A 12,631-nucleotide genomic window follows, 5' to 3' on the forward strand; every position below is an offset into this window, starting at 1 on the left:
TAGTAAGAACAAAAAACCTCCAATATCCATTTATTAGATATGTAATTCTTTTGCCAAAAAAGGATCAAGTTCAGTATTTTTTTAGTTTGAAAAATAGAAAATAACTAAACTTTTCCTTACTTGGTATTTTCTAACAACTAATCACAAGTTTAATAGATGTGAGTTAAATATTCAAGTATACATTTAGAAAAAAATGTATATTAATAAGGTGAATGACTAAATAGAAGGAGCATGTTTTGAAAAAAGATTAATCAAAACATGCCCTAATACTATTTAATTGGATTATTCTTTTATAAAAAAGATTGGTCATTTTTGTGTTCCTTCATCAACTAACGCACCTGTTAGCCATCCATGAAGCGCAAAAATCGGCGATTCACCACAAAGAATGAAAATGGTTAGGTAGTGTCAATACTGATACTGACCTTAATCCAGTCAACCCTAATCCATAGACTAATTATTCACGCTCTCCTCTTTTTTTTAACGTTTGAGGAGGGTCTTCTGCCATTTTTCATTTTTAAAGGAACTTATTTTCATGGTAGTTCCATAAAAAAAGTTGCCTTAAGACAGCTCCGATCTTCAGCTAACGCCCCTGTTCGTTCATTAAGAAAAGCGATTCTCATCGGAAAAACTTTATCTACGTGAATTTCTATGGCCGGAATGTCAAAATCCATCAATTATTGGTGTTGGTAAAGTTTGATTAAAAGTTTTCTGTAAACCCCAAGCTATGGCTAATAAAAGGAATCAAAATGGTTTTCTTTCCTTTTAAATGGACTCTCCATTGTATAAAAAAGTTTAATCAAAACTCATTTAGAAATCTTTGATTGAAAAGATAAAGTATCACAACTTTATACAAAACCTCGCATCTATCTTCGAACATCGCAATTTTATTTTAAAGACACAATTACCAATGGCGGATTCCTAAGAAGATTAATAATAAAAACCAAATAAAAATTTAAGAAAAATTTAATATTTACCCCACTTTTTATTTTAAAAGTTTTTCCTATCCTATATACAAGTTACTTTATGGAGGAGAATAAAAATGAAAAAGTGGGGATTTTTATTGGTTTTTAATTTTATTTTTAAGATATTACCGATATCCCAAGATAAAGTAGAGGATCAATCTGAAAAATTTCCGGTGATGATAGCATAGTGTAAAGTAGGTTAAAGCATAGGTTATGAATTTGAAAGTGAATTAGGAATTGGGGATTTATATGGAAAAATCAAAAAACAATCAAAAAAAAATAACTGCTGGCTTGTTGGCCGTATATTTATTTGCATTAACATGGATTATAGTCTTTAAAATGCAATTTTCATTCCAAGGCTTGCCGGATTTTAGGGAAATCAACTTAATCCCTTTTGCTGGTTCAGCTAATGTTAATAACCAAATAGATTTTAATGAAATAATCTATAATGTACTTGCATTTATCCCATTTGGAATTTATATCAGTATGCTAAAATCAAATTGGTCTTTCTTGAAAAGGATTACAGTAATAGCAGGAGTTAGTTTGCTATTTGAAGGAATGCAATTCATCTTTGCTATAGGTGCTAGCGATATAACTGACTTTATGGGAAATACATTAGGTGGAATTATTGGAGTTGGAGTTTATAGTGTATTTTGTAAGCTGTTCAGTACTAAAGCTACTAAAATCCTTAATGTTTTAGCTTCAATCGGAACGATATGCATTGTTGCATTATTGCTGTTATTAATATATCTCAGGATTAGTGGCGTTATTATTTATAAAGTTTCCTAAGTAATTGGAGAATTGCTGTTTCATGAAAATTAACAGAGGGTACATCATCAATGACTTGATACAGCAGGTTCTTTATTTTATAAAACAAGAATGACAAATATCACAAGCCACCTATTTTGGATGGCTTTTTTAAATTCCATTTCTAAAAACAGAAAACAATCTGACCCGATAGTTGAAGAAAAGGCCGCCGCAGCAGCCTACCTGAATGATCTATTCTCCTTGAGTTCCCTCTTCACTTTTGTATTCCAAAAGATCTCCCGGCTGACAGTCCAAAGCCTTACAAATCGCTTCTAACGTTGATAGTCGAATCGCTTTTGCCTTTCCATTTTTCAATATAGAAAGGTTAGCCATCGTTATTCCAACCCTTTCCGAAAGTTCCGTTACGCTCATTTTCCTTTTAGCCAGCATCACATCAATATTGATTATTATTGCCATGTTATTCACCTCAGACTATTAAGTCATTCTCTGATTTTATATCGATGGCTTCTTGTAAAAGTCTTTGAAGGACAGCCGCAAAGACAGCAATCACCATGGGGGCAAAAATCATGACCATTCCGATTAGTCCGAGACCCGGTGCGTCATCCACTTCCGCTAGGATAAAGACGAATGGCAGGGCCACCACATACAAGCCACTGATTGTGATGGCACATTTTTTGATTTTCTTTAGCGCTCTTACAGATAATTCCGAGAAAGCTTGGTTCTTGTCAATATAGCTTAATAGGTTAAACGATTGATACAAAGCGAAGTAAAATGGGATTGCCGACACATACATAACCATTAATAGGCCATATACCACATAAGCCAAATCTGAACCTCTTTCTGCTGCTTCATTTGCTTCATTCGCTATCTGAGGCAACAAAAATAGACACAAAGCAAGAACCGGAATGCCGATAAAAATAACAGCTACCTTTAAAAAGAGTGTTGAACTTCGTTTCATGAAAAGCACCTCATTTAATTATTGTCAATTTGAATTTAACACGTTTTTTATCGTTTTACAATAAAGTATTATTGTATCTAATTATATTATTATTGTTTAAACATTTATAAGACAAAAATAAAAGCATTCCCCATTCCAGAGAAACGCTCGATAGCTTGTGCAACCAACTTCCCCTTTAGTTGCATAAACAAAAGAAGCTGCCAGATGGCAGCAAGATATTCAACGTTAGTCATAATAATGAAACGCCCACATCGCTAAATCGTAAAAAACGAATAACCAGTATAATGTATGCTATTGCAACTCCTCAAATATGAGATAAACAAGGACCTCGATTTTTAAACGGAAACCGCGGCGTTCAAATTATATTCTAAACTAGGACTTGTTAATCCTCATTGGAAGAGAACGATAACGCGGATGCTCAGCGAGTATAGAACTTCTCATCTGTTCAACGACAGGATGTTCTGACGAAAAAAACTGATCTTTTGAATTGTAATGCTCGATTAATTCCCCTTTTTCCAGTACACCCAAAGTATCAGAGATTGAATAAGCCGCTTTAATATCATGTGTAATAAAAAGATAAGATAAGCCGAAGTCTTTTTTCAACTCACTTAATAATTCTAAAATCAGTGTTTGATTAACCATATCCAGACTGCTCACGGATTCATCCAAGACGATTAACAGTGGCTTAAGAGAGATTGCTCTAGCAATATTAATTCTTTGCAATTGTCCACCGCTAAATTGGTGTGGGTATTTTTTTAAATCCTTTTCACTTAGGCCCACTCTTTCCAATAACTCAATAACCGTTCTTTTTTGTTCGGTTACGGTTAGTTTTTCATAGTTTTCCAATGGCTCGCCTACAATACTTTCGGCGGTCATTCGTGGATTGACAGCTGAATATGAATCCTGAAAGACGACCTGTAGATCTCGGCGTATCTTTTGTCGAGTAAGCTTATCAGCAGTATAGATATCATGCCCTTGAAACAGAACCTGTCCTTGCTGTGGACGTTCTAAGCCAAGGATCACTTTTCCTAATGTACTTTTTCCAGCTCCACTCGTGCCAAGCAGCCCTAAGCATGTTCCTTCGTCAATGGAGAGGGAAATGTCAGTGAGTACTTTTTTAGAAGGCTCTTTCCATTTTAAAAACGTATGAGAATTATAGCTATGAGTTACTGCTTTTACTTGTAATAAACTCATTTGTTCACCCCTCAAAAAAATGCAGTCCATATATCACAACATATGGGTGATAGGCTCTTCATGTTTAATGCTAAGGCGGGCATTTAGCAGTTTCTTTGTATATTCATGCTGCGGATTATCAAATAGTTCATACACATTTGCTGTTTCTACAATTCTGCCATGTTGCATAACGACTACATCATCTGCCATTTCAGAAATGACGCCAAGATCATGAGAAATGAGTAAAATGGATGTTCCATATTCAGAACGGATTTTATCCAAGTGGCGAAGTACCTGTAATTGGTTATGTACGTCGAGTGCAGTCGTCGGCTCATCAGCAATAATAACGGATGGCTGTATACATGCAGCCATCGCAATCATCACGCGTTGAAGCATACCTCCACTCAGTTGAAAAGGATAGCTTTTTAATACTTTCGCGGGATTTGGCAGGTTTACATTTTGCATCGCTTCGATGGCAAGCTCTTTTGCTTGTTTTTTATTCAATGCGGTATGAGACCTAATCGTTTCGACAAATTGATTGCCAATTGTAAAAACAGGCGTAAATGAATTCATTGGATTTTGCATAATAAAGCCAATATCCTTGCCGCGAATTCCACGTATTTCTTTATCGTCCAAACCATTTAATTCTCGTCCTTGAAGGGTAATGCTTCCTTTGATTGTCGTTGTTTTCCGATCAAGAAGCTGTAGAATGGACATACTCGTAACGGTTTTGCCACTCCCACTTTCCCCAACAAGACCCAATACCTTCCCTTTTTCCAGTTCGAAATTAATGTCCTGAACGAGGGTGGAAGCACCATCCTTTGTTTGTACTTGTACATGTAGATCGCTCACTGTTAATACATTCGACCGTTCTGTTCTCAATCTTCTCATTCCTTTTTATTAACGACGTTTGACTCCAAAACGTTCTGATAGCGCTTCGCCTAATAAATTGAAGGTGACGACAACAAGCATAATCATCAAACCTGGATATAGCATTAATTCTGGATTCGTCCGAATATAGGTTTTCCCTTCATGAATCATTGCTCCCCATTCTGGTGTAGGAGGTTGCACGCCCAAACCTAGAAACGACATGGCCGATATATCCATGATGGCCCAACCCATTTCTAATGTACCCATAACAGCGAGCGGAGGAAGAACATTTGGAACAATATGTTTCTTTATTATCTTCCATTGCGAAGAACCGCTTATTTTAGCTGCCGCTATATAGTTTTGTTCTTTTAGACTAAGTACCATTCCTCGGAAAATTCTCGCATAATACACCCATTGCACAAGCATCAATGCTATGATGACCTGTTTAAGGCCAGGTCCCAATATGCCAACAAGTCCAAGAATGAGCAAAAGGTTCGGAAATGCCATAACGCCATCACACAGTCTCATTAGCACCTGGTCCACCCATCCGCCTTTATAACCAGCAATGGTTCCGATAATCAAACCGATGCCTAAAGATGAAATAAAGATTAATGTAGCAAATCCTAACGAAATGCGAGCTCCATATAAGATGCGTGATAACGTACATCTTCCTAAATGATCCGTTCCCAATGGATACTCAAAGGAAGATGGCTGTAGTTTATTAGCTAAATTGACAGCAATAGGATCATTAGGTGCAATCCAAGGAGCCAAGATGGTGATGATAAATAGGAAGCTTAATATTATTGAACAAAGGACAATCACTTTCTGACTTCTCATCATAATACGAAGACTTGTTATCATTGACGTTGCCCTCCTTTTCTGGAGATGCGTGGGTCGATACACATTTGGATTAGATCAACAATCAAATTGCTAAAAATGAATAGTCCCGCAGCTAAAAGCACATAGCATTGAATGACAGGAACATCCCGATTAAAAATAGCTTCAATGAAATAACGACCGAATCCTGGCCAGGAAAAGACCGCTTCGACGATAATGGTTCCAGTCAGCAGCTTTCCTAAATTCATCCCCAGTCCAGTAATCATGGGGGATATGGCTATTCTCAATACATGTTTTCCCATAATGACTTTTTCATGAATCCCTCTTGTGCGAGCAAAAAGGACATAAGGTTCCTGCAAATTTTCAAGAACGCTAGCACGTAATAGTCGAGTATACAAAGCTATTAATGGCAAAGCTAAAGTAACGGAAGGAAGAACCAGATGTTGCCAAGTCCCGATTCCTTCGACAGGAAATAGGTCGAGTTTAACAGAAAAGAAAAAAATCAATAAATAACCAAGCCAAAAAGAAGGGATGGACGCCCCGAAAAAAGAGAGAAGGCGACTAAAATGGTCAATAACACTGTTTTTCTTTATGCCTGCCAAAAATCCAAGAGGGACACTGACCAGGATAGCTAATATGATGCTCCCTAAAGCTAACTGAATGGTCGCTGGCATTCGATAGGTTACCTCTTCCCAAACAGGTTTATTCGAAAGATAAGATATGCCAAAATCAAATTGGCATATCTTAATAATAGAATTTACATATTGAACATGGAGGGGTTGATCTAAGCCAAACTCATGTCTTTTCTGAGCCAATATCTCATCTGTAGATTGGATATGTGCTGCAGATAAATATGCCTCAGCTGGGTCCACTGGTGAAAGGTGAATCATTCCAAACGTAAGAAGAGTGGCCAAGAGAAAGATGGGAATAATGGCCATAATTCGTTTCAAGATATACGTGCCCATGAAAACCCTCCTGTAACTTACTTCTCGATGCTAATTCCTGTGAATGGATGTTCATCCCGGTTAGCAGGGAATGTAAAATCAGATACATCTTTTTGGTAAACAGCTATTTTCTTAATATAAGAAATGGGCACAATCGCTCCTTGGTCTTGCAGTGATTCCAAAATGGTTGAGTAAAGTTCTTGACGTTCTTTTTCATCTGTTGTTCCAGGAACATCTGCAATTTGTTTTAACAACTCATCTCTGTTCGGATAAGATGAAATGGCTTCGTTAAAACCGAATCCTTCTGAACCAACGACATTTACGAAAGTATGTGGATCATATGGAGCGCCATAGTTACTAAAGAAATTCAATTCAAAATCATTAGCTTTGAATCTTTCAATTTGTACCGTAAGCTCTACTCCAACGATATTCAATTTAACACCTAGTGCCGCCCACTCAGATTGTAACGTTTCGGCCATTGCTTTTTGAATAGATTCTGCAGAGTCGTACATTAACTCGATTTCAAGCGGCTTTCCGTCTTTCTCACGAACGTTTTTTCCTTTTGGAAGCTTCCATCCCGCTTCATCTAATAAAGCTTTTGCTTTTTCAACATTATAATCAATCGCTGTTACATCAATGTCTGAAGTATACGGGAAGTTTGTCGGTAAAATGAAATCTGCCTTCTCTTCCAACCCAGAAGTAACTCCGTCAACCATTGCTTTTTTATTAAATCCATATTGTAACGCTTGACGAACACGTAAATCTGAAAGTTGTTCTTTCTTCGTATTCATAACTAGTTGTCTTGTCGCAACCGGATCAGAAATACTAGTCTCATAGTTACCTGTTGTTTCTAATTGTTTGAAAGCATCCAGACTGATAGCACCTTCACCATAAATTAGGTCCAGGTCACCTTTTTCAAAAGCAAGAACACGGGTTTCCGCATCAGGAATGACCTTGACTTTAATTTTCTTAACTTTAGGGAGTTCACCCCAATAATTTTCATTGCGTTTGAAAATAGCATATTCATCTGCTTTATATTCTTCCAAAATCCATGGGCCTGTACCGACTGGTTTTGTAACACCTTTAGAAGTGTCACCATCTTTAGGGAATCCAGCATCACCTAAGAATCGGACTGGACGAACAACGGCTAACTCTTGAATAGTAGGATAATATGGCTCCTTTAATGTTAGTTTAAATGTATTTTGGTCAATTACTTCCGTTTGATCCACTTTCGTAATAAAGCCCAACCAACTATGCAAATCAACATTTTTCAATATAGTATCAAAGTTCTTTTTCACAATTTCAGCATTAAAGCTTGTACCGTCAGAAAATTTCACATCTTGACGGAGGTTGAACGTATATTCCTTCCCATCCTTGGAAATTTCCCAAGATTCAGCTAAATGCGGTTTCAGCTTACCTCCATCTTGGTAGCTGACCAAAGGTTCATATATCATTGATGTAGCGAATAATTGAGAAGGATTATAGACATGCGGATTCATTTCACCTATATCCCTCGGCCAAGCCAAAGTAAGCATGTCTTTATTGTCTTTGTTTGAAGTTGAATTTTCTTTTGATTCATTTGTACATCCAAGTAAAAGCGTTGATAGAATTAAAACGATTGCCGATATAAATAACACTTTTTTGCTGTTTCTTCGTTTTGACATAACCATTGGTGCCCCCTGTACCATATTGAGAATTATTTTCAATTGTAATGAGTAACTATATTATTGTCAATATAATGTCGAAACTCTCAAAAAATATAATTATGTTTATAAGAAATCATATGTAGATAACTAGACCCCCAATATTCTTTTCAGCCATGAATGATGATGCTACTCCGAATATTCACACGTTCGACCCCTTTTAAAACCGGTATTGTTCGTGAAAGTAAGGAACTTGACCAAAATAAATAACATTCCGTCGTGAAGAAATAATTATCATTCACCTGTTTTTTGATAACACAATCATCAGTTGCAATCCTCTTAACCTTATAAGAGGATAAAGCTGATAATATTATTCTAATATAATTATTTGTGCATAGAAGACATCGGAAGGTGGACATTAATCGTTGTATAGATTTGTGAATGTCCCAAACGCTCTTGCTGAGAATGCCGAACATATATGGTGTTAAAGGACTGGGAATGTATCACCTGACATTTTCTCATTTTTTTGTATAGCGCCATTGTTCATTTGGTTTGGCGATCCAGACGAAGTGGAGTGTGGACTGTTTACAGCTGCACTCCGTTTTCCATTACTGAATAGCATGGACAAAGGCAAACATCTGCATGATTTTCCTGAGAGCCTGTAAAGACTTAAAGCTTTCGGACATTCCCAAGAAGCTGCTATTGAAAATGCGCTTCTTCAAGTATCCAAAAAATTAATAAAGTCGGGTTATAAAATTTTATTGTACGTCTGGGGCAGTGACCGGGAGGCCTCCAAACGACTTTACGATAAATTGAATGACCCCTTGAATGTGACTTATGATCCATCTTTATACTCAGAGGAAGAGCTTATTGAAAAACTCTCTGTTTGCAGTTTGAGCATTAACTTTAAACTTCACGCTAATATCCTTTCCTTAGCAGGAAATGTCCCCTGTATCGCCCTCGGATACAGATTTAAAGTATTTGATTTGTTTCAGTCCCTTGGGCTGGAGAATTTAGTCGTTTCAACCGATTCCGATACAACTAGCTCTTGATATTATGGAAGGGATCCGGGAAATTGAACTGAATAATGAAAAGATAATCGAACAATACAAAAATAGAAAGGAACAATTCAGTCCCTTAATAATTGAACCTATAAAAAATAATTTCACAGTAGACTAACTTTTAGATTTTAATACCCAAACTCCAAATTAATCCAACTTCTATCAGTCCCTTTTACTTGGAATGATTCTAGGAGTTGATGTTCTCCTCCATCCCACTTTTCGTTGAAATTGCCAAATAAGAAATGGCCTCCCACGGTAAACTGGGAGGCCTTCAACTTTAAAGATATTCACATGTGTCGCCCATTCAATAAGGCATATATATATAGATGATATGAAAAGGGTTTTCTCCTTTTCATTATACTTTAAAAAAGAAGAAAAAAGGTTATGAGCATGTTATGACCATAGGACACTTTTTCTTATCCGTCTCCATAATGATCAGAAATTTAGCCATATTTTTTCGTTCTTCTGTATTTGAGAATGAAGAAATTAGAAATATATTAATACATAGCCTTATTTATTATGATTAATGGATAAAATTCCTTAATTCTCGGAATCACAATAATAACATTCATTCGGAGAAAATACCTACCTGATTCTCATGGCAGGCGAAAATGCGGCTCAAAAGAAAGAAGCCACTAGACCTTAGCTGCCTATTTTTTCATAATAAACGCCAGTTTATAGTACGGATTCATTATATTAATTGACTTTCCGCTACCTGCCAAGTTTGTCCTAAAATCATGGCTATGGGCTCCAGCTTCTGATGTCGTAAAGTCGTGGCTATGGACTCCCGCTTCTGATGTCGTAAAATCATGGCTATGGGCTCCCGCTTCTGATGTCGTGAAGTCGTGGCTATGGGCTCCAGCCTCTGATGTCGTAAAGTCATGGCTATGGGCCCCCGCTTCTGATGTCGTGAAATCGTGGCTATGAGCTCCAGCCTCTGATGTCGTAAAGTCGTGGCTATGAGCTCCAGCCTCAGATGTCGTAAAGTCGTGGCTATGGGCTCCAGCCTCAGATGTCGTAAAGTCGTGGCTATGGGCTCCAGCCTCAGATGTCGTAAAGTTGTGGGTATGTTCCCCTGCTGGAGATGTGGTATAAATGCCGGAAGTGTTATTGGCCGCTGCTTGATTCCCGCCTGCCGGTTTATTAGTGGTTGTGTCGCCACGATCAACGTATTGGTGTGAATGTATTCCAGAAGGATTTGTCATACCGGTATGTGTGTGGCTTCCAGCTACATTCGTTGTTCCCGTATGCGTATGGTCTCCAGTTACATTTGTTGTTCCCGTATGCGTATGGTCTCCAGCTACATTCGTTGTTCCCATATGCGTGTGGTCTCCAGCTACATTCGTTGTTCCCGTATGCGTGTGGTCCCCGGCTACATTCGTTGTTCCCGTATGCGTATGGTTTCCAGCTACATTCGTTGTTCCCGTATGCGTGTGGTCTCCACCCACATCCGTTGTTCCCATATGTGTGTGGTCTCCAGCCACATTCGTTGTTCCCGTATGCGTGTGGTCTCCACCCACATCCGTCGTACCCATATGTGTGTGGTCTCCAGCCTCAGCCGTGTTTCCAGTATGACTATGGGGAGCAAGTTGGGATTTGTCCAGTTTTATTCTTTTATGTCCACCCCTATCGCCAATTTCCGAATTTTTAGCTGTTCCCAAAACAAAGCGCTCCCTCAAATCTGGCGTTCCTTTCGTTCCATCACATAACAACCATCCTTTTGGAATATTCTTAATGGATCCGCTCCACATTACGATAACGCCACTCGGAATTCGTTCATAGTTTGTCAATGTTACCCTCTCCTGAAAGCAATGAATTTTACTATATTTTATGCTAGGTAACACCTTTAGAGCTGGACTTTTTGGTGAAATAAACAGATTGAATATTGTACAGTATGAACACATGGAGACACCCACCACCATAAGAGGGTGTAGGAGTAATGGAAATTCAGCATCGTTTCGGCCGTACAGACATCACGTTCCACTGCACCTTTTTACCGTCTCTTGTTTTCTCCCAACCACTTTCTGATATAACAAACTAAGGATGTAAAATAGAAAATATAAAACAGCCTGCATCTACTGATTGACGATACATTTCTTATTTTTTTTTCAAGAACTTGAATAACCATATTGGATACTATTACATCGAAACTTTTATCTCTAACTAAGTTGTTAAGGAAATTAGTGTCTGATGGCACTACAGCACTAACTGGAATGGTGTTACCCAAGGCGCTACATATCGTGTTAAATTAGAAAATTGGGCAATTGTTTCTTTTACTTTGACCCAACAAGGTTTAGATGTCTTTAGTATGTAGATTTTAGAAAATTACCAGATAATTATCACTCTGAAATTGCATAACTAGAACGCACTCCTTTTAAAAGGAGCGTTTATTAAGTATGCACATAAAAAAAGCACCTGTTTAAGATGCTATGCTTGTAACGTTTTTATATAGTTGATTTTCTAGACCAATTAGAGATTGCATAGTACTTGTCAACTAGCATGGGTTGCTACTCGCGGGGATCTGGCTGCCTTCCTTATTTTAGTGATGGCTCCCATTCACCTATAAAAAACGCTATCATTGTTTACCTGCTTTGTCTTGGCTTCCCTACGAGACATTTGTATCCCTTGCCTTGGGACCTCCTTTTGTCTTCGGCATTAGCCTTGTTTTCTTTGACTTGCTTTTATAGGTCTTTTTGTGTTGTTTGAGCTAGCACAGGTTGCTACTCGCGGCAATTTAGCTGCCTTCAATACTATCGTAGGTTGTCCCTCATTCACCCCTTTATATTTCTTTAATCCTGAAAGGTGTGTTCTTCCCAAGCACATACACTTTCATTCAAAAGAGAAATAATTCGTCTACTTCTCCATACTCAATACCCCATAAACGTTTTCAATCAGTTTTTAACTCAATCAACCAAGCTTCCTATCTGATTTCCTTGTTAAAAAAACTCAATTAGTCATAATTTCCACCAATGTTTCACTACATCTTTTAGAAGCTTCTAATTTTGTCGATATTTACTCAGAATTTGTAGTTATTTCTCGGGAAATTGTTGAAATTTGAAAATAGTGATTCTGAATAGTTAGAACAAAAGAATTTCTACTATTGATTTGATTGCCTCGGTTTAAATTGTTATTAACACCTCAATATCGTAAAAGATTCTAAAAAAACCATTAAGAAACCTTTTTCTTATTTTGAAGTAATGTTTCTTAATGGTTTTTTTGTTTAGTTTTAAATTATGACATATCGTTTGTCAGTTAAATGTTCACCTCACGCGTAGCTGCGAGTGTATTGGTTGAAAATTTCTTTAGTCCTGAAAAGTGTGTTCTTCTAAAGACACATACGCTTTCATTCAAAAGAGATATAGTTCGTCTACTTCCCCACACTCAATACCCATAAACGTTTTCAATCAAATTTTTA

At 37.4% G+C, this 12,631-nt stretch carries 11 protein-coding genes and 1 pseudogene; 3 read left to right on the forward strand and 9 right to left on the reverse strand.

The features are described from left to right. Positions 1-1,039 precede the first annotated feature (1,039 nt). Positions 1,040-1,120: pseudogene (locus tag A6755_RS26455) on the forward strand (carboxypeptidase); the annotation flags it as partial. 91 nt (positions 1,121-1,211) lie between these two features. Next, entirely contained in the window at positions 1,212-1,751 is a 540-nt protein-coding gene (locus A6755_RS25240; protein ID WP_063592338.1) for a VanZ family protein, read from the forward strand. Between the two features lie 210 nt (positions 1,752-1,961). On the opposite strand, the gene A6755_RS25245 is transcribed toward A6755_RS25240, so the two are convergent. The 8 genes from A6755_RS25245 to nikA form a co-directional block, all read right to left on the reverse strand. After that, positions 1,962-2,186 carry a helix-turn-helix domain-containing protein gene (locus tag A6755_RS25245; protein WP_057276524.1) on the reverse strand — a complete coding sequence of 75 codons (225 nt, stop codon included), beginning with the start codon at positions 2,184-2,186 and terminating at the stop codon, positions 1,962-1,964. A 10-nt stretch (positions 2,187-2,196) separates the two neighbouring features. Continuing rightward, entirely contained in the window at positions 2,197-2,688 is a 492-nt protein-coding gene (locus A6755_RS25250; RefSeq protein ID WP_034306308.1) for a DUF2975 domain-containing protein, read from the reverse strand. Between the two features lie 104 nt (positions 2,689-2,792). After that, positions 2,793-2,921, reverse strand: coding sequence for a hypothetical protein (locus A6755_RS28060; RefSeq protein ID WP_283249157.1), 129 nt, complete (start codon positions 2,919-2,921; stop codon positions 2,793-2,795). A 139-nt stretch (positions 2,922-3,060) separates the two neighbouring features. Further along, positions 3,061-3,882 (reverse strand): nickel import ATP-binding protein NikE, encoded by an 822-nt coding sequence (gene nikE, locus A6755_RS25255; RefSeq protein ID WP_063592339.1) that lies wholly within the window; start codon positions 3,880-3,882, stop codon positions 3,061-3,063. Positions 3,883-3,915: 33 nt separating this feature from the next. Further along, entirely contained in the window at positions 3,916-4,743 is an 828-nt protein-coding gene (nikD, locus tag A6755_RS25260; RefSeq protein WP_063592340.1) for a nickel import ATP-binding protein NikD, read from the reverse strand. Between the two features lie 18 nt (positions 4,744-4,761). After that, positions 4,762-5,592 (reverse strand): nickel ABC transporter permease subunit NikC, encoded by an 831-nt coding sequence (nikC, locus tag A6755_RS25265; protein ID WP_063592341.1) that lies wholly within the window; start codon positions 5,590-5,592, stop codon positions 4,762-4,764. Then, the gene (nikB, locus tag A6755_RS25270; protein ID WP_063592342.1) at positions 5,589-6,533 is read right to left on the reverse strand and encodes a nickel ABC transporter permease subunit NikB; all 945 of its coding nucleotides are present in this window, start codon (positions 6,531-6,533) and stop codon (positions 5,589-5,591) included. The genes nikC and nikB overlap by 4 nt, the downstream gene beginning before the upstream one ends. A 17-nt stretch (positions 6,534-6,550) precedes the next feature. Continuing rightward, positions 6,551-8,176 (reverse strand): nickel ABC transporter substrate-binding protein, encoded by a 1,626-nt coding sequence (nikA, locus tag A6755_RS25275; RefSeq protein WP_063592343.1) that lies wholly within the window; start codon positions 8,174-8,176, stop codon positions 6,551-6,553. A gap of 680 nt (positions 8,177-8,856) precedes the next feature. Here nikA and A6755_RS28410 point away from each other — a divergent pair. Further along, positions 8,857-9,207 carry a polysaccharide pyruvyl transferase family protein gene (locus tag A6755_RS28410; protein WP_084738124.1) on the forward strand — a complete coding sequence of 117 codons (351 nt, stop codon included), beginning with the start codon at positions 8,857-8,859 and terminating at the stop codon, positions 9,205-9,207. A gap of 659 nt (positions 9,208-9,866) precedes the next feature. Here the strand turns inward: A6755_RS28410 and A6755_RS25280 are convergent. After that, positions 9,867-11,006 (reverse strand): phage tail protein, encoded by a 1,140-nt coding sequence (locus A6755_RS25280; RefSeq protein WP_063592344.1) that lies wholly within the window; start codon positions 11,004-11,006, stop codon positions 9,867-9,869. Positions 11,007-12,631 lie beyond the last annotated feature (1,625 nt).

This window comes from Peribacillus frigoritolerans, from assembly GCF_001636405.1.
Lineage (GTDB): Bacteria > Bacillota > Bacilli > Bacillales > DSM-1321 > Peribacillus > Peribacillus frigoritolerans.

Bases quoted from the DNA above. Each gene is read 5' to 3' on its own strand.
- A6755_RS28060 (WP_283249157.1), bottom strand. From the start codon at position 2,921: ATGACTAACGTTGAATATCTTGCTGCCATCTGGCAGCTTCTTTTGTTT.
- A6755_RS25245 (WP_057276524.1), bottom strand. From the start codon at position 2,186: ATGGCAATAATAATCAATATTGATGTGATGCTGGCTAAAAGGAAAATG.
- A6755_RS25240 (WP_063592338.1), top strand. From the start codon at position 1,212: ATGGAAAAATCAAAAAACAATCAAAAAAAAATAACTGCTGGCTTGTTG.
- nikC (WP_063592341.1), bottom strand. From the start codon at position 5,592: ATGATAACAAGTCTTCGTATTATGATGAGAAGTCAGAAAGTGATTGTC.
- nikA (WP_063592343.1), bottom strand. From the start codon at position 8,176: ATGTCAAAACGAAGAAACAGCAAAAAAGTGTTATTTATATCGGCAATC.
- nikB (WP_063592342.1), bottom strand. From the start codon at position 6,533: ATGGGCACGTATATCTTGAAACGAATTATGGCCATTATTCCCATCTTT.
- nikE (WP_063592339.1), bottom strand. From the start codon at position 3,882: ATGAGTTTATTACAAGTAAAAGCAGTAACTCATAGCTATAATTCTCAT.
- A6755_RS25250 (WP_034306308.1), bottom strand. From the start codon at position 2,688: ATGAAACGAAGTTCAACACTCTTTTTAAAGGTAGCTGTTATTTTTATC.